Source organism: Trichococcus flocculiformis (assembly GCF_900113645.1).
GTDB lineage: Bacteria > Bacillota > Bacilli > Lactobacillales > Aerococcaceae > Trichococcus > Trichococcus flocculiformis.
The window spans coordinates 1-17,336 of record NZ_FOQC01000021.1 but is presented as its reverse complement, the minus strand read 5'-3'; the positions used below and the strand labels follow the sequence as shown (position 1 = coordinate 17,336).

Annotated in this window: 19 protein-coding genes and 1 pseudogene; 8 read left to right on the top strand and 12 right to left on the bottom strand. The window is 47.2% G+C overall.

All coding sequences use genetic code 11. The features are described from left to right. Positions 1–61 precede the first annotated feature (61 nt). The 4 genes from BMZ71_RS08520 (at position 62) to BMZ71_RS15440 (ending at position 2,238) form a co-directional block, all read left to right on the top strand. A complete protein-coding gene (locus BMZ71_RS08520; protein WP_086989446.1) occupies positions 62–601 on the top strand; it encodes a sigma-70 family RNA polymerase sigma factor in 540 nt (179 codons plus the stop codon). A gap of 91 nt (positions 602–692) precedes the next feature. Further along, positions 693–899 (top strand): DUF1659 domain-containing protein, encoded by a 207-nt coding sequence (locus BMZ71_RS08515; RefSeq protein WP_086989445.1) that lies wholly within the window; start codon positions 693–695, stop codon positions 897–899. A 53-nt stretch (positions 900–952) separates the two neighbouring features. Then, positions 953–1,186 carry a DUF2922 domain-containing protein gene (locus BMZ71_RS08510; RefSeq protein ID WP_086989444.1) on the top strand — a complete coding sequence of 78 codons (234 nt, stop codon included), beginning with the start codon at positions 953–955 and terminating at the stop codon, positions 1,184–1,186. A gap of 341 nt (positions 1,187–1,527) precedes the next feature. Beyond that, positions 1,528–2,238 carry a LysM peptidoglycan-binding domain-containing protein gene (locus BMZ71_RS15440; protein WP_086989443.1) on the top strand — a complete coding sequence of 237 codons (711 nt, stop codon included), beginning with the start codon at positions 1,528–1,530 and terminating at the stop codon, positions 2,236–2,238. A gap of 233 nt (positions 2,239–2,471) precedes the next feature. Here BMZ71_RS15440 and BMZ71_RS08500 read toward each other — a convergent pair whose 3' ends face one another. The 4 genes from BMZ71_RS08500 to BMZ71_RS08485 form a co-directional block, all read right to left on the bottom strand. Then, positions 2,472–2,726 (bottom strand): hypothetical protein, encoded by a 255-nt coding sequence (locus BMZ71_RS08500; protein ID WP_086989442.1) that lies wholly within the window; start codon positions 2,724–2,726, stop codon positions 2,472–2,474. Between the two features lie 114 nt (positions 2,727–2,840). Continuing rightward, entirely contained in the window at positions 2,841–3,455 is a 615-nt protein-coding gene (locus tag BMZ71_RS08495) for an RloB family protein (RefSeq protein ID WP_177187556.1), read from the bottom strand. Continuing rightward, positions 3,445–4,674 carry an AAA family ATPase gene (locus tag BMZ71_RS08490; protein ID WP_086989440.1) on the bottom strand — a complete coding sequence of 410 codons (1,230 nt, stop codon included), beginning with the start codon at positions 4,672–4,674 and terminating at the stop codon, positions 3,445–3,447. The genes BMZ71_RS08495 and BMZ71_RS08490 overlap by 11 nt, the downstream gene beginning before the upstream one ends. A gap of 362 nt (positions 4,675–5,036) precedes the next feature. Then, a complete protein-coding gene (locus tag BMZ71_RS08485; protein ID WP_086989439.1) occupies positions 5,037–5,687 on the bottom strand; it encodes a YdcF family protein in 651 nt (216 codons plus the stop codon). A 168-nt stretch (positions 5,688–5,855) separates the two neighbouring features. Here BMZ71_RS08485 and BMZ71_RS08480 point away from each other — a divergent pair, with 168 nt between their 5' ends. Further along, positions 5,856–6,617 (top strand): SDR family oxidoreductase, encoded by a 762-nt coding sequence (locus tag BMZ71_RS08480; protein ID WP_086989438.1) that lies wholly within the window; start codon positions 5,856–5,858, stop codon positions 6,615–6,617. A 263-nt stretch (positions 6,618–6,880) separates the two neighbouring features. Here BMZ71_RS08480 and BMZ71_RS08470 read toward each other — a convergent pair whose 3' ends face one another. The 3 genes from BMZ71_RS08470 to BMZ71_RS08460 form a co-directional block, all read right to left on the bottom strand. Next, positions 6,881–7,279, bottom strand: a complete 399-nt coding sequence (locus BMZ71_RS08470; RefSeq protein ID WP_068561028.1) for a GtrA family protein — start codon at positions 7,277–7,279, stop codon at positions 6,881–6,883. Next, positions 7,272–8,246 carry a glycosyltransferase family 2 protein gene (locus tag BMZ71_RS08465; protein ID WP_086989436.1) on the bottom strand — a complete coding sequence of 325 codons (975 nt, stop codon included), beginning with the start codon at positions 8,244–8,246 and terminating at the stop codon, positions 7,272–7,274. Before BMZ71_RS08465 ends, BMZ71_RS08470 begins: the two co-directional genes overlap by 8 nt. A gap of 74 nt (positions 8,247–8,320) precedes the next feature. Further along, positions 8,321–9,478: an acyltransferase family protein gene (locus tag BMZ71_RS08460; protein ID WP_177187555.1), complete on the bottom strand. Its 1,158-nt coding sequence runs from the start codon at positions 9,476–9,478 to the stop codon at positions 8,321–8,323. 194 nt (positions 9,479–9,672) lie between these two features. On the opposite strand from BMZ71_RS08460, the gene BMZ71_RS08455 reads away from it, so the two are divergent. Further along, complete coding sequence (locus BMZ71_RS08455; protein ID WP_086989434.1) at positions 9,673–10,299, top strand: FMN-dependent NADH-azoreductase; 627 nt, start codon at positions 9,673–9,675, stop codon at positions 10,297–10,299. A 299-nt stretch (positions 10,300–10,598) separates the two neighbouring features. Here BMZ71_RS08455 and BMZ71_RS14665 read toward each other — a convergent pair. Then, positions 10,599–10,688: pseudogene (locus tag BMZ71_RS14665) on the bottom strand (family 1 glycosylhydrolase); the annotation flags it as partial. 232 nt (positions 10,689–10,920) lie between these two features. Between BMZ71_RS14665 and BMZ71_RS08450 the strand changes: the two are divergent. After that, positions 10,921–11,700 carry a DeoR/GlpR family DNA-binding transcription regulator gene (locus BMZ71_RS08450; protein ID WP_086989433.1) on the top strand — a complete coding sequence of 260 codons (780 nt, stop codon included), beginning with the start codon at positions 10,921–10,923 and terminating at the stop codon, positions 11,698–11,700. Between the two features lie 2 nt (positions 11,701–11,702). Continuing rightward, positions 11,703–12,389, top strand: coding sequence for an HAD family hydrolase (locus BMZ71_RS08445; RefSeq protein ID WP_177187559.1), 687 nt, complete (start codon positions 11,703–11,705; stop codon positions 12,387–12,389). Positions 12,390–12,720: 331 nt separating this feature from the next. Here BMZ71_RS08445 and lacG read toward each other — a convergent pair whose 3' ends face one another. The 4 genes from lacG to BMZ71_RS08415 form a co-directional block, all read right to left on the bottom strand. Further along, positions 12,721–14,124: a 6-phospho-beta-galactosidase gene (lacG, locus tag BMZ71_RS08440; RefSeq protein ID WP_086989432.1), complete on the bottom strand. Its 1,404-nt coding sequence runs from the start codon at positions 14,122–14,124 to the stop codon at positions 12,721–12,723. Positions 14,125–14,139: 15 nt separating this feature from the next. After that, positions 14,140–15,855, bottom strand: a complete 1,716-nt coding sequence (locus BMZ71_RS08435) for a lactose-specific PTS transporter subunit EIIC (RefSeq protein WP_218142789.1) — start codon at positions 15,853–15,855, stop codon at positions 14,140–14,142. 5 nt (positions 15,856–15,860) lie between these two features. Then, positions 15,861–16,178 carry a PTS lactose/cellobiose transporter subunit IIA gene (locus BMZ71_RS08430; protein WP_068561019.1) on the bottom strand — a complete coding sequence of 106 codons (318 nt, stop codon included), beginning with the start codon at positions 16,176–16,178 and terminating at the stop codon, positions 15,861–15,863. 654 nt (positions 16,179–16,832) lie between these two features. After that, the coding region (locus BMZ71_RS08415; protein WP_143071411.1) for an IS630 family transposase at positions 16,833–17,336 on the bottom strand (504 nt) is incomplete at its 5' end.

Here is a 17,336-nt window from a genome sequence, read left to right as displayed (position 1 = left end):
GATGAGCATGCACAGGGCTCTCCCCTGCATCACGCCATCCACTACATACGGAGGCAACGTCATGAATATGAAAAAAAGAATCTGCACCGATGAAGCCGCCACCCAATTGTGCGACCTGTACGCGGGTGTCATCCATCATTGTCTGAAAAAAATCAACCGGTATCCGGACCACAACGACTACGACGACTTCTATCAATTAGGGTTGATCACCCTTTTTGACACGTACGAAACGTGCCTGAAGGATGCGCTCGTGACCGAGAACAGCTTTTTGTTCGTCAGCTATGCCAAACAAAAAATCCATTGGACTTTCCTGGACCAAATCCGCAAGGAGCAGAAAAAAATAAGCCGTGAAGCCTACCTTTGCGAAGAAGAGCTGGAGGAAATCCCTAGCACAACTTCGTTTGAAGACCAATTGGAGCAAACGGATTTGCTGCAACGCCTTTGCGCCTGTCTGACAGCCGAGGAGAACGCCTATCTGCGGGACGCGCTGGAGGGACTGAACATCACCGAAATCGCCAAAAAACAACGCATTTCGCGCAAAACGCTCTACAAAAGAAGACGCCAGATTCAAACCAAAGCCAGCCCTTTTTTGAAGGCCTGAAAGGTGGGGTTACAGATTGCCTGTCCCCTTTCGTCGTTATAGGTGTAAGCAGTCATGACACTTACCAGAAAAGAAAATGGAGGAATGCCAAATGGTGAAACAATACGAAGAAGGAAACATCGAGCTTTATTTCAATGATTTTGCAAACGAGAAGGAAGTCAAACAGTCATTCGCGAACCTGAAACCAGGCGTCACTGCTGAACAGGTCCAATCCTGCCAGTCAGCCGTATCCGGACTCGTCGACCTGCCCGCTGCTTACGCAGTCGTCGTCGAAAAGAACCGCTACTCCATCGCTTAAGCCAACCGAAACAGAACGATAAGCACCCATCAGACATCTAGGAGGAAATGAACATGACGACAACAGTAACCTTGGAATTGAAATTTTTGACGGCCGACGGAAAAACCCGCAACTTGAGTGTCAAGAACCCGAAAAGTGGGTTGACAGCGGTTGAACTGCAACCAGCAATGGACGCCATCATCGGCCTGAACGCGTTCGAAGTGAAAGGCATCAACCCATTCACGGCAGTCAACAGCGCCCGCTACGTGGAACGCACCATCACCGACCTGATCGCCGAAGCCGAATAAAAAAAAGAAAAGCGGAACGGGTTCGTTCAGCCCTGAAAGAAATTTAGGAAATCTGGCCCTGAATGAGCATCGTAGAGCGCAATGGGTCAGATTTATCTAATTTCCGAAGGGCTAACCCGTGAAGCTAGCCATCTACATTGGATGCATGAAACATTTTGCAATCCTGTGGAACACCTACGGTGATGTACTTTTGAACTTAAAAAATTTTACATTTACCTAGTTATATCAGAAAAGCAGTACAAGCCGCTTGGACTGCTGGACAACTTAAGTTTTCATCAACAACAGACAGCCGCCCGGATGCGATTCCGGGCGGCTGTTTTACAAATTAGAGGAGGAATAGTATGAACTACACGATCGAAAAACGCATCTTTTCCATCTACCAGAATCCACTCACCGCAAGCAACCTGATCATCGCCCACGAGTCCGGCAATCCGAACAACGTCGGCAAAAATAGCCTCGAGAACGAAGTCAGTTACATGCTGCGCAACTGGCAAAACGCCTTCGTTTCCCATTGGGTCGGCGGAGGCGGGAAAATAATCCAGATCGCCAACGTCGGCAAAGTCCAATGGGGTGTCGGCCCGAAAGCGAACGGTTATGCCTATGCCCAAGTCGAGCTGGCGCGGACGAACAATCGCTCCATTTTTGAACAGGACTACAAAGCCTACGTTTGGCTGCTGCAGAAATTGGCGCTGGAAGCAGGCATCCCCTGCACGCTGAACAGCGGAGCGAGCGTGCATGAGAAAGGCATCAAAACCCATTCCTGGGTTTCCAAAAATGTCGGCGGGACCGATCATACAGATCCGGACGGCTACCTCGCGAGTTGGGGTATGTCGCAAGCCCGCTTTCGTCAGGATATCGAGGCCGGCCTCTCCGCGCTGCCTCCCCTTGCCAGCGCGCCCGGCACGTTCCTGCTGCACCGCGTCGTGAAAGGCGAAACGCTCTGGGGCTTGTCGCGCAAATATGGAACGACCCCGGCTACGCTGAAGCAGCTGAACCAGCTGTCGGGTGACCTGATTTTGATCGGACAGCAATTGAAGGTGCGCCAGTACTGAGCCTGCCTACCGCCGGGAATGGTCTGCTCCGGGGAACGCAGGCTTCGCCGCAGTTCAGTCCACATTTTTGATTCCTGCTCCGATGAGGCAGGCTTCGTCGAAGATGAAGCCCATCATTACCGGTGACATCCGGCGATCCGACCCCTCGCCGGAGCTGAGGGCGCCAATTCCGGCGCCAAAAAGAAGGCCAGCCCTGAAGCATACCGGGTCTGGCCTTCTTTTTCTTATGTTTATCAATAATAAGCGCGTTCGTAGTTGAATTTGCCGATGTCCAGATCCAAAAACTCTCTGATGAGGGCATATTGGACCTCTAGCGGTTCCTCTTTGACCTCCTCGCACAAGTTTTGGCAGCTTCTGAAAAACGCGGCTGCCTCATCGGTTGTTTCGAACAGATACTCTTCCGCTAATGTGTCGTCTTCGACAAAATGAATGACGACCCCTTTCTTATCCTCCAAGAAATCCATTCCCAATACCGGTGTCATGAACATATGCAATCAATCCCCTTTTGTCTTTTTAAGTGGCCTTAGCTGCTTGATAAGACCTACACTGGTATTATTCGCAAAAAATCGTTCCAGCTTTTTTTATTTTTGAACTTTTTTAAATTATTTCCTCAGATGCTTGTTCAGCTCCTCGACCAGCATGAAAACGGTCGTGGACGGATTGTCGCGGGCAGGCGACGGCGAGCGCTGACTGTAGAGTTTCTTGGCGTTCTGGATGGCTGCCGGTTGCCTTGATAATAGTACGTTATACATATGCGGATGATTTTTTTTGTAGAAAAATCCCAGTCGTTTCGACAGCATATCAGGATAATGGAAACGTGAAATCGATTTTTTGATCAGCTCAAAATGCAGCAGATACCAGATTTCGAAAGCTTCGTTGCTGTAGGCGGCACGGAAGCCTTGCCGGTAATGCGTTTCACAGAAAAAGACGGCTTCATTGAAGATATCCCGGTCAAATGAATCCTTATCGAATACCAGCCAAATTTCATCATATTCGTCCGGTCGACCCTTGACGACCTCTCGCGCATGGTTGACTAAAGACATCGTATTCATCGCTGTACCAACGATTTCGACCTGCGCCGAGATGACGTGAAAACTGCGGAAGTAGTTCGGTTCGGTTTTAGTGCCTTCGCAAAGAATCAGGAAAGTTTTTTCCGGCCTTTTCGTTCCGACCGGCCGTTCAAATTTTTTCTTGTGTTCTCTTCTTCTATTTTCCATTGTCGACCCACCAATCCAACGGCCGAGGAAATGGGATTGCCCCATATTTGCCGTTCAGGTAGTTGCGGTAAAATTCAAAACTATTCTTCCTTTCCTCGTCATCAAAACGATATTCAACCAAGGAAGTCAGGTGGCTGGCGCTGTACGTGTCCTTTTCCACGAACCAGACTTGATCCCTGCGGAAAAGGTTGCTGGAAAGGTTCGTGATATCGTGCGTCGAGTATATCATCTGCGCACCCTTATCGTTGACGTCGCCGGAAAAAAGTTCCAGCACGTAGCGCGTCATCAAAGTGTGGAATTGCGTATCCATTTCATCGACCATCAACAGTCCACCTTTTTCGAGCGCCTCGATGATCGGACCGGCCAAAGCCAAAAGCTTGACCGTACCTGCCGATTCGGTATCCTGGAAACGGAAATTTTCGCAATGGAGCTCCGATTCCCCGGCTTCATTGCGCCGTGTCTTGACGACAAAAAAGGCAAGTTCCGGCCTCCCATTGCGCGAATTTTCCAATTCGTGAACAACAATATCCTGAATGGACGGATCGGCCACCTGAATCAAGGCCAAGAGATTATGCTTGTATTTTGACAGGTGCATCTTCGCCATCGAAATCGACAATCCGATTTTCGAAGTGTCGAGGATGATGCGCATCTCCGTGAACCATTCTATGAACAGTTTCAGTTCCGGATGTTCAGCTGATTCAGGAGCGGAAAGCAACGAAGACAAGGCCAAACGCGTATCGTCCAAAATGATGTCGCGGAACATTTCAGCCCATTCTCCACCGGCGATCTGTCCGGTCGCATTCCGGAAAAACAGATCCTTCTGATCGTCGCCTTCCAGGTAAAGGAATTCTTCGGTAACCCGTTTGCGGTTGACGAAAAAACCATAGCGATAAAGCTTCCCGTCCAACAGAAAACTTACTTCCAACATCGTATCCTTTTTCTCGGTGCGCGCATCCAGATGGAACGGTTCGATATGGTCGAGCCATTCACTGGATGAGCACTTCTGCAACAGAAGGCCTTCCTGGATCATCTTCATGGCCTTCAGCAGATTGCTTTTCCCGCTGGCATTCGCCCCATAGATCGTCGCCAATTTTGTCACAGCGATATGGTTTTTGCCATAGACGGACTCCGGGTGTTCGCCGATCGGGCTGGCGACCATCGAAAAGGTAGCCTCATCTTTAAAGGAAAAAAAATTCTCCACCACTATTTCTACAAGCATCTCGACACCTCCTATACCAAAAAGTATAGCACCCTGGCGGCTTTTCTTCTAAGAATAACCGTCAAGAATGCAAAAGCGGATAACATTATTGCAAACGGATACAAATGCGCGGATTTGTAGGGAATTTGTGGAGGTTTGCATCATCAGCGAAGACCACACTGCGGCGAACAAATCCGGGGGAGGGGCTCTCCAGCTCCGGGGAACGTTTGCCTCGCCGGAGGAAACAACTATGATTATGCGTTGTTCTCCGCTCAAGCCTTCCTCGCCGGAATTGAGCTGGTGAATCCACACCCAATCTCCGGCGAGCCACCATCTTACCGGAAATCAGGTACCCCGAACCATAAAAAAAGACGCACTCCCCATTAAGAGCCGCCTTCGCCGATATCGATGAAATGATACAAACCTAGCCAATAACCGATTGTTTTAAAGATTTCATGCTGCGCCAGGCGTCTCCCGAGTTGGGTTTCGATCCATGGCAAGCCGTACGGACCGCCAGCTGACACATAGATGAATGTCATATCCTTTCCTTTTGCAGCTTTCTCGAAGCTGTACTTGACCCGGTTCATGTGATAATCGCTCGACACAACAATCGCTGTGTCGAAACCATTTTCTTCCATCAACGCGATACTGTATATGGCATTGGTCCACGTACTGGTCGCTTGGTAATCCGCCAGTATATCATCATCCATCATCCCAAGTTCGCCGTAGGGCTGCAGATGCAATAGTTCGGCATCCACAAGCAGCGGAGAAACGATGATCTTGCCGGATTCGGAATAACCTGCTTCCAACAGTTCTGAGGCCTTGACTCCTCGTTCCGGCGCGCCTTCAGGTACGATGATGATGTCGGAAACGACCGGTTCCTCATTGATTTCCAGATTGGCGAGGATATAGAAGCTGATTGTCAAAGATACGGCAGTCACGATCAGAAATACATTTAGCAGCAACATTGTTATTCTGGTCGATTCGTCCGTCTTCAGGAGGCTGCGCTCCTTGTCGAATGGATAATTTGCCATCTTCTGCTCTCCACACCCTTTCCTCACCTTATTATCACTCTATTTTATCTGAAATGTGGAAATATGCCATCGCTTTTTATATTTTTTATTTTGAGTGGATCGTCACCTCAAACTTGTAAGCGTTGTCGTGATATAATTAGACCAGCAAGGCATAAGGAGGAGAACGACATGAAACTGATGAACAAAGTCGCTGTTGTAACTGGAGGCGCTTCGGGTATGGGCGAAGCCATCTGTCGCCTGTTTGCTAAAGAAGGCGCAAAAGTGGTCGTTGCCGATTATAACTTCGAAGGTGCCGAAAAAGTCGCAAGTGAAATCAACACGCAAACCCCTGACGCTGCAACTGCCATCAAAACCGATGTCTCCATCGAAACCGACATAAATGCCATGATTGACACTGCAATCACTTTCTTCGGTAAAGTGGATATCCTCATCAATAATGCCGGCATCATGGACGGCTTCGAACCGGTCGGAGAAGTCACAAATGCGCGGTGGGACCGTGTCTTCGCCGTCAATGTCAACGGCCCGATGTATGCAAGCCGTAAAGCCATCCAATATTTCCTGGAACATGGCCATGGCAATATCATCAACATCGCCTCAATCGGCGGTCTTCAGGGAGGTCGTGCCGGTGCGGCTTATGTCGCTTCCAAACATGCTGTCATCGGACTGACCAAAAACACGGCCTTCATGTACGCGAAAAAAGGTATCCGCTGCAACGCAATCGCCCCAGGAGCTGTCGCCACCAATATCGCCCAGTCAATGGGCAACATCAGCACATTCGGCCAGGAAACAACCGGCGTCGGCATGGCCATTAATCCGGCCTTCGGAATGCCCGAGCAGATCGCTTCCGTTGCACTCTTTCTGGCTTCTGACGATGCCAGTTTCGTCAATGGATCTGTCGTGACCGTTGACGGCGGCTGGACCAGCTACTGATTTTTGGTTACTCTCACAAAAAAAACGAATGCGACTGCCTCCTTTGTGAGGAACAGCCGCATTCGTTTTTTCTTATGTCTGTGTTGCCCGCTTGATAATTGGAACCGCAGCTCCGGCGAAGGAGGTCTTCGCCGGAGCTGGCAACGCGTTTCCGACTCCAACTACGACGAAAACCAGCCTACCGGAGCTGGTGCTCGCAGGGTACCTCCAGCTCCGGCCAACCATGGTGTCGCCGGAGTTCCGGTCCCAAACCACGCTTTTCTTCATCCTGCATTCTTATCCTCCAGCCAAATCTTCCGCGAAATGAAATTCCAGGCCATCACGAACACAGTAGCGGCAATCTTGGCCACCAGGTAATGCAACGCCACTTGATCAACGAACACCCACATCAGCACTTGGTTCAAGCCCAGGCCGATGACACTTAGAGTGAAGAAGAGCAACAATTCCTGGCGCTTCTCAGCTTCGCCAAAGCGGCTCGTGAACACGTAGCGCATGCTCGCCGCGTAATTGAACAACGTCGCCGCAACAAACGCCAACGCAGCGGCCGTCAAGTAATGCAGGCCGATGAAGTCGGCCAGAACAAACAAAATCAGAAAATCCAGTACCGTCGCCACGACACCGACGAGTCCGAATTTTGCCACTTGAGCCAACACTTTAGTCATCGTTCTGCTCCTCCTTGCGACCAGTCGGCAAGGCACCGTCCGTCTCCTTCAATATATAGAGCGGACGCCGCTTCGTCTCCATGAAGGTTTTCCCCAGATATTTACCGAGGATCCCCAGACAGAGCAATTGCAAGCCGCCCATCCCTAAGATGATAACGATGAGCGAAGTCCAGCCGGAAGTTGCGTTGCCGAAAACCAGCGTCCGCACTGTCAGGATCAAGGCTGCCAAAATCGCAACGGCGAACGACAGGAAACCGGTGAAGGCCGCGATCGCCAACGGTGCCTCGGAAAAGGCCACAATTCCGTCCAGCGAATATTTGAACAGGCTCCAGAACGACCAAGTTGTCTTGCCGGCGACGCGTTCTTGATTTTCGTAGGACAGGTACTTCGTCTCGAAGCCGACCCAACTGAAGATTCCCTTCGAAAAACGGTTGTATTCAGTCATCTCAAGGACCGCATCGACCATCTGGCGCGTCATCAGCCGGAAATCCCGGGCGCCGTCGACGATCTCGGTATCTGAGATGCGGTTGATCAGGTGGTAGAACTGCCGCGCGAAAAAGGATCGGATCGGCGGTTCGCCTTTGCGGTCAAGGCGTTTCGTCCCGATGCAATCATATTCGCCTGTGCGGATCAGGGCAACCATCTCCACCAGCATAGCCGGCGGGTCCTGGAGATCGGCATCCATCACGGCAACGTAATTACCGGTCGCGTGGCGCAGCCCCGCAACCATCGCCGCTTCTTTGCCGAAGTTGCGCGAAAAGGAAAGGTAGTGCACGCGCTCATCCAAAGAAGCAACTCGCTTCAATTCAGCCAGCGTGGCATCTTTCGAGCCGTCGTTCACGAAAATCATTTCGAATACGGCATCCGGCAACTGTTCGCTGACCGCTGTTATTTCTTTATGGAAAATCGGCACCATCTCTTCCTCGTTGTGGCAAGGAACGACGATGGAAATGATATCTTTTGACATGTGTCCACCCCTGCATGTTCTTTCAGAATTCTGAGCTTTCCTTTATCGTATCATACTTAGCGCAGGTTGACCGTCTATTTCTTGAAATGATTCAGCAAATCGAGGCACCATGTTTCGACATACTTCTGCCATAAGTAGGCCACAGGCAAAGCGAACAGCGGCGACAGCAACAGCGCGATTTCCGGCGGGATGGTCTGGCCGAGTAACGTCACAAAGAGGACGATCGACGTCGTGTGCGTCAGGTACAGGCTGAAGGACAGCTTTCCCAAGAGCAGCAGCGGTTTCGATTTGAAGAAGGCCGTCAAACGCGGCGATTCCAGGCACAACAACAGGAACAAAATGATACCCAAACCAGTCAGCAACAGCGCATGCCGCACCCGGAACGAAAATCCGAGCGCCGCCAGGATCCACTGGCTAGGAATCAAGAACGGAATCGCCCAGGCCGACAGGATCCGGAAAAGACGGTGCTCCTGCACAAATGTCCGGATCGCCGGCATATGCTTCGCCAAAACAGCTCCCATAACAAAAAAGATTGCATAATAATTCGTCCGGTTGAGCGATTCAGACAGCTGCGCCAACCAAGCTGTGTCGCTGCGCATCCCCCAATCCGTCAGCTTCTCGATCGCGAATTGCATGACGGCATAGCCGCCTAACACTTTCCCCGTCGCGTAGCGATGCAATGCCACCGCGATAAAAGGCAGGATGAAGGAAAGGCGCCATTCCTGGACCATGCTCCAGAAAGCGCCGCTGAGGATGTTCAGATTGTAGTCATAACCGACAAAGTACAGCAGCATTTCCAGCGCGTTAGGCACTCTTTTCCATTTCACATTGAACGAACCACTCAAGTCGATCGTGTCATGTTTCCAAGCTCCGAATAGGGCAATCAGCATGACCGTTACCGTGATGATCAGCACATAAGGGAGCATCAAGCGGATCCAGCGTTTGATGATGAAAGGCTTGAAATCCAGCTTGCGCCCACTCAGGTAAGGCCGCGCCAGCACGAAACCACCGATGATGTAGAAGACCAGCACCGCCTCATTGCCGGCCCAGAGCATTTTCAAGGGTGTCTGCGTCGCCACCCGCCAAAATGAGTTGGCAAAAACTTTATATTCATTGGCACTGTAGCCATAAACTGTCCAGACCGCCATGTGGAAAATCATGACAATGACCGAGGCCAATCCCCGCATGCCGTCAAAGATTTCGATCCTTTGGCTTTGGCTGGATTTTTGCATAAACATTCACTCCCGTTTTCTCGAAACTATCGAAATATTCCTTCCTATGTTAGTGCAAATGTTACGAAAATTCAAATTGTTTATTTTTTTGAGCATATCCACTATTTATTTCGAAGTCGAGATGTTATACTATACTTACATGCGGTAAGTGAAATGAAACTCGCATCAAATATACCATAAGTGGAGGAACACACATGAACGTTTTAGTAGTAAAAGGAAACAACAGACCAGCAGAGGAAGCAATTTCTTCAAAAATGTATGAAACTTTTTTAGCTGCAGCCAAAGAAAATGAAAAATTGAACATCACAACTTATAACGTCTTTTCAGAAGACATGCCTTACTTGGGTCAAGACCTTTTCGGCGCTTACGGCAAAATGGCAGTCGGCGAAGAATTGACTGACATCGAAACACGCCTTTTGGCAGCGAAACAAAAAGTTATGGATGCAGTGACTGCTGCTGACGTGATCGTATTCGCATTCCCATTGTGGAACTTGACGATCCCTGCTAAATTGCAAACATTCATCGACTACATCTTTGCAGCTGGCTTTGCTTTCAAATATGATGAAACAGGCACAATGGTTGCTTTGATGCCTGAAAAGAAAGTTATCCTATTGAACGCTCGTGGAGGCTACTACTCCGCTCCTGAAATGGCCCCAATGGATATGGGCGTCAACTACATGCGCAACGTATTCGGCGGCGTATTCGGAATGGAAATCATCGGTGAAGTCATCATCGAAGGACATGCAGCTGTTCCTGATCAAGCAGCAGCAATCATCGAAGAAGGCTTGGCGAAAGTCGAAGCATTGGCAAAATCACTATAATCAAGAAATACGGACGCGCACTAGCAATCGGCTGGTGTGCGTCTTTTTTTGTGCCTTTCCAATTACACCCTGATCTGATAACGGATCACCGGGAGCTGTGCTCCGGTGATCGACGGTTTCGCCGGAGTTGACTGCTTTTTTAGTTGTTTCCTCCGGCGAGCGGTTCTTCGCCGGAGCTGGCGGGTATCTTATTGTTGTCTCCTCCGGTGGGAGGCCCTTCCCCGGAGATGGCGATGTATTTTCGCAACAAAAAAACCAGCTTATGTGCTGGTTTTTTTGTTGCGAATCAGAATTGCGCCGAAATGATGCAACGTCACGAATGGCAGCACATCTTGTTCTTCGCATTCCACAAAGACTTTATGATAGAAATACACACCTTCTTGATATACAGCAGTGGCCCAACCAAATAGAAGATCTTCAGGTGATCGAAACAGCTGCCTCTCTCCTGTTCATGTTCATTAATGATTGTTTGTGTTTCTTTGAACCTTTACGGTATTAAAAAACACATTTTTGTTCGAAACCCCATCAAATCGTTGCGTTTTTGTTTATTTTTGTTCGTTTTGTGTTGACCAGACCGTGAAATTGTGCTAAATTATAGTTAATATAAAGAGGTGAATGAAAATGTTAAAAAAAGAACGCCTGCTGATACTCACTGAAATCGTCAACCAGGAAGGCATCATCACCGTAGCCGATATCGTCAAGCAACTGAACGTTTCCGACATGACCGTGCGCAGGGATCTGGACGAACTCGATAAGGCCGGAAAAATCCTGCGCATCCACGGCGGAGCACAAAGCATCAGCTACGCATTGGACCAGGAACTCTCGCATACGGAAAAACAAGAAGTCCAAAAAGAAGAAAAGAAAGCGATTGCCAAATTGGCGGCAAGCTACGTTGAGGATGGCGACACCATTTTCCTCGGGCCGGGCACGACAATCGAAATACTGGCGAGCTATCTCGGCGGCAAAAAAATCCGCATCATCACAAACAGCTATCCGGTTTTCGAAAATCTGCGCCAATACGACACCGCGGATATCATTATGATCGGTGGCGATTACCGGAAAAACACGGGTGCTTTCTTCGGCCCGATCGCGAACGACAACCTGAAAAAATTGAAGTTCTCCAAATGCTTCATCAGCGCCAACGGCATCCACAATGAAGCGATCTCCACCTATAGCATGGCGGAAGGAGAAACCCAGAATATCGCCCTGAACAACTCCCGCACAAAATACTTACTGGCGGACAACAAGAAATTCAACAGGGACGACTTCTACAATTTCTACAATCTGCACGACATCGATCACTTGATCACGGATGACCATATCAGCGCAGATCTGGTCACTCATTACTCACAGTACGTCACTCTAGCACAAGCCCAAACAGAAGAAGGAGCTAACTTATGAAACTGAACGGCATCATTTTTGACTTCAACGGCACAATGTTCCAGGATTCGCATCTGCATGAACAGGCTTGGATCGACATGATCCAAAAGTACAGTCCAGGTAACGGGCTCACAGAAACAGAGATTCTGACAAACGTACACGGCCGCACGAACGACAAAATCCTGCGTCATTTTGTATCCCCTGACTTGACGGACGAAGAAGTGCAGAAACTTTCTTTGGAGAAGGAAGAGCATTACCGCAGACTCTGCCTGAACAAACCGGAGCAACTCGTATTGACGGACGGCTTGACCGAAGTGCTGGACGATCTGAAGGAGCGCAAGTTGCCGCTGACGATCGCCACCGCGACCATCAAAGAAAATGTTGACTTCTATTTCGACACCTTTGCGCTTGATCGTTGGTTCGATCCGGACAAAGTCGTCTTCGATGATGGTTCCTTCCCCGGCAAACCGGAGCCGGACATCTTCCTGCATGCCGCCAGAAAACTCGGGGTCCCCCCTGAAGAATGTCTGGTCATTGAGGACGCCTATTCCGGGCTCCGCGCGGCCAACAGCGCGAACATCGGTATGATCATCGCAATCGACCCGTTCTTCAAGAACCGGGAAACCTTCCAAAAGGAAAACCTCTGCAAGGACGGTGTCATCACGGACTTCCACGGCTTCACCCAGCGCCTTTTCGCAGAGCAAGCATAAAAGTTAAAGAGAACGCACCATCGGCCCGGCCGATGGTGCGTTTTCTTTTTGGTAAAGTACGTTGTTGCCAAGGTTACCGTATCAACGGGAGCTGTGCTCCGGTGAACGACAGCTTCGCCGTAGTTGACTGCTGGGTTTCGCTGTCCTGCTCCGGCGAAGGGTGCTTCGCCGGCGTTGGCCCCTATTTGTGGATCGGTTCCACCGATGAGCAGTCCCTTCACCGGAGCTGGCTCTCAATTCCCCGAAAAAAACAGCATCGGGGAAAATTTCCCGATGCTGTTTTGTGTAGTTGTATTATTTTTTACTTTCCTACTCTATAAGAATAAACGTGCTATTCGATTATCTGAGTTTCTGCCAACTTCTTATACCAGTAAGCACTTTTCTTCGGATAACGTTCCTGTGTTTCAAAATCCACGTAGAATAATCCGTAGCGTTTCTCATAGCCATTTGACCACGAGAAAACATCCATCAATGACCATATGAAATAACCTTTCACGTTCACACCTGCTGTTATTGCATCTGAAATGATCTCTAAATGTTTTTTAACATAATCGATACGTGCATCATCCTTGACTGTACCATCTACAAATTCATCTTTATAGCCTAAGCCATTTTCAGTAATATAGATTTTTTTATAATTAGGATAATCATTTTTGACCCGCATCATTTGATCATATAAGCCTTGTGGATAGATCATCCAATCCCAATCCGTTCGTGGAACATCTACGTCAAACTCTCTTCTTCCGACACCTTTCAGCTGATATTTAGATCCGCCTTTAGCCCCGGTTGAATTATGCGTAATTTCTGATTCACCATCAAAGGCACGCATCCAATCGCTCATGTAATAATTGATGCCCAGAAAATCGTTTAAATCCTTCGCTGCCTCAAGCATTTCAAAATCCTCTTCACGAAGATCCAACTTGCCACCATTTACGGAGAGAATATGATTGACACCCTCCATCGTTTTTTGAGAGTACCTACCCAAGTAAGTGGCATCCAGAATGAATTTGTTATGGATGATGTCTTCCAATTCTGCTGCACGAACATCTCCTGGATTGGATGGATCATAAGGGTACTTCGTTGGGAGTGCATGAACGACACCTATTTCTCCTGGATAGCCGTTATCCTTATAAAGCTTGACGGCTCTTGCATGTGCGAGCATCATATTATGATGGGATTGGAATAATTTTTCAAAATCATACTTGATCCCTGGTGGGAATTTACCGACTAAGTACTGACCATCACCTATCGGTCCTATTTCATTGAACGTGGTCCAATAGTTAACTTCTGAAAATTCTTTAAAACAGTACGCAGCGTAATCAACAAAATAGTCAATGTTTTTACGATTTAAGAAGTCTCCATCTGAATGCAACACTTCAGGAGTATCAAAATGATGCAGCGTGACAAAAGGTTCTACATGACGTTTATGGCATTCTGAAAAGAGATTGTGATAGTATGCAACACCTTTAGGATTTACTTCACCAAAACCAGTCGGAAAAATACGTGACCATGCAATGGAAATTCGAATGCCGTTTACACCGAATTTTTCACTAAGTTCCAGGTCCACAGGATAACGATGATAAAAATCACTGGCTGGCTCTGCTGTATACCAATAGTTTTCTTCAAGATAAGTATCCCATGCTACACGGCCTTTTCCATCTGTTTGTGTCGCCCCTTCAGCTTGATAGGCTGCTGTTGCGCCCCCGAAAATAAAATCTTCTGGTAACTTTTTCATATTATAATCTCCTGTCTAGTCTTCAAATTGTTCCTGAACAAATGCAAGAGCTCCTTGGCCATCACGGGTCAATTTAATATATTGACCTCCTTGCGTTTTAGCAAGTTTAACGCCCAATCTATCAGTATCCTGTTTGATATCTTCGTAATTCGAAGCCACTTGAGGTGCCAGGATGACTAAATCATAGTCTTTCATGATATCCATGTGCGCCCCATAGCTACCTGCTGCTGCTTTTACAGGAGCCCCATATTCAGCCGCAGCTTTATTTAAAGCATTAGCAAGAAGGCCACTTGTTCCACCGCCGGCACAAAGGACAAGAACGTTTTTAGCTTCCGTTATTTTATTCTCAAAAACTTCCGGATCATTCTCGTTCGCTTCAACACTTGCAAGGACCGCTTTGGCTTTTTTAGTATCAAAGCTGCCTTCAACTTTTTCTTTCAAACTATCCGTAGATGATACTCCAGCTTTTTCTTCTTCAAGAATTTGTGCATCGTAGACTTTAAAGAATGGGTAGTAAATCACTACGTCCACTACAATCAATGTAAGAGCAAGAACAAGTGACATCAGCCCGAATCCTGTTCCGATAACGATCCCTAAAGGACCTGGTGTTGTCCAAGGCAAATTCACGCTAAAGCTGTTCATCCCAAGAACATCAACGAAGAATTTGAAAATCCATACGTTGGCAATCGGTGCAAAAATAAATGGAACAAAGAATACCGGATTCAAAACGATAGGTGCTCCAAATAAAATTGGCTCATTAACCCCGAAGAAAGTCGGTACGACTGACGCTCTGCCGATCGCCTTATTCCGTTTTGATTTTGATAACCACATGAACATGAATGGAACAACTAAAGTTGCACCTGTACCACCCATTGTAACGATAAACATCTGCGTTCCGGATGTCAGAATCTTATCTGCATGCTGTCCAGCCTGTAAAAGTTGGAAATTTGTTTCAATATTCGCATACGTAATCGCTGCAATAGCAGGTTCAACGATAGAGGGTCCATGTATCCCGACAAACCAGAACAGTGCATAGGCACCAAATATGATTGTAATGCCCAAGTAGCCATCAGCCGCTGTGAACAGTGGCTCGAATAACTTAATGATGGACTCCGCCACATTCGTCCCCATAATATTTCTGGTCACTATATCCAAACCATAAAGGACGACAATCACTAAGGTAAAAGGAATGATATCTTTAAAAACTTGTGAAATGTTTGGTGGAACTTCTTCCGGCATCCGGATCGTCACATTATTTTTCACAGTGATATTATAGATATTCACAGTAATGAACGCTGCCAGAAACGCTGTCAATAGTCCTTTTGTTCCTAAGAATCCGTTTGCAAATCCACCGCCCTCAACTGCATCCGCAGCAAGGAGCAAGAAACCGGATATGGAAGCCAGCATAGTGGAAAGGAAGTTAATTTGATTGGTGCTTTCCAGCTTTCTGTTGAAGGAATCCGTTAAAGACTTCGCGGTTGTGCCGGCAACCAAAACTCCTAAAATCCCCATTGTATATCCGTATGGTTTCATAATCAAAGCTTCAGTCGATGCACTCCATGAGAAACCGAAGATATTAGGAACATAGGCAATCAATAGGAAAATACTTGAAAACAGAACAACAGGCATCGCTGAGATAAAGCCATCACGTATTGCGCGTAGATAGATATTACGGGATACTTTCTCAAAAAAAGGTTTAGCTTTTTCAATTTGTGTAATCAATGCATTCATCATAATTAGTTGCTCCCTCTTTTATACAATTCAATCATATGTTTCATCAAATCCCTAAGCAGCAATGTTGTCATCAAGTGATCCTGTCCATGCATCATCGTAACGCTGTACGCAATATCATCACCTGAAGCTTCCATAGTAAGCAAACTTGTCTGAGCTTTATGAGCTTCTATGATGCTGGTATTTGCTTCTTCACATAATGCTTCGGCTTTATCATAATCACCTTTTTCCGCTGCTTTTAAAGCATCCAAAAGGTACGATCGCGCTTCACCTGCATAGGCAACAATTTCAAACCCTAATAAAGTAGCTTCTTCCCTGTTCATTTCATTTTCCTCCAATTTGTTCAGATTTTTTCTTTCCAGGATGTTGCTGTCGTTCCAAGAACTTTGCTTAGTGTATCGATAGTATTAAAGCCAGTCTTACGCCACCATTTACGTGCAGCTTGCTCACCTTCTTTGATTTGTAATGATTGATTTCAATTTCTTACCCGCTAAATCCGTCCCCAGTACAAGAGCCCTATTCATTTCTCCTTACTAAAAATATTTTAAAGATTTTACGAAGACAGTATGGAAAATCACAACTCATTTTTCCGGAAGCGTTTTTATTTCCTTATGCCCTCATTATAAACAGAACCAAACACAAAATCAACCTTTTTGTTCGTTTTTTTGTTTTATTTTTTTGTTTTTGTTTAATAAATGTTTCTTTTTGTTTTTTAATATGGTAAAACAGCTTTTTTATTAGTGACACCACTTTACTGTCAATAATGATAAATCTCCAAAAGGATAAATTCCTAAAAAGATGTATACCAGCAATAATGATATCACGGGTATAATAAATGAGCATAAATAGGAATGCCGCTTCCTCACTACCTATAACCTCCTTAATTAAATAACCTCCTTAATTAAATATCGTAAGCAAAAAAAAACTGTCTGTTGTCCAAACCCGTTTCTCTAACTATATAGGTTGAATTAAATACTTTACATCCGCACGCACAGTCGGTCAATCACCTCAAGGGGACGCTCGTTTACATCGGCTAAGAAACCGCGGACCGCCTGTTTGATTTTCTGGACGTGGTCAAAAAAAACATTGTTGATGACCGATTCCTTGAGCCACTTCCATACGCCTTCCATTAGGTTCAACTGAGGGCTGTAGGGAGGGAGGAAGATGAGTGCCAGGCGCCTAGCGTTTTCTTTAAGAAAAGGCTGGATCAGCTTGGCGTGGTGGATACGGGCATTATCCAATACCATCACGATTTTTCCGGTGGGGTATTCCCGCAACGTCCGCTCCAGAAAACGGAGGAAGGCCGCTGCGTCGTATGCCCCTTCTTCTGTACAAATGATCCGACCGGTTTCATAATCCAAGGTGCCTATCAATTTTACCCCTTTGTGTTGTCCATAAGTGGGGATTTTTCGCTGGTGGCCGCGGAGAAACCAGGTGCAGCCAATGGCTTGGTAATCCCGGATCATGGTTTCGTCCTCGAA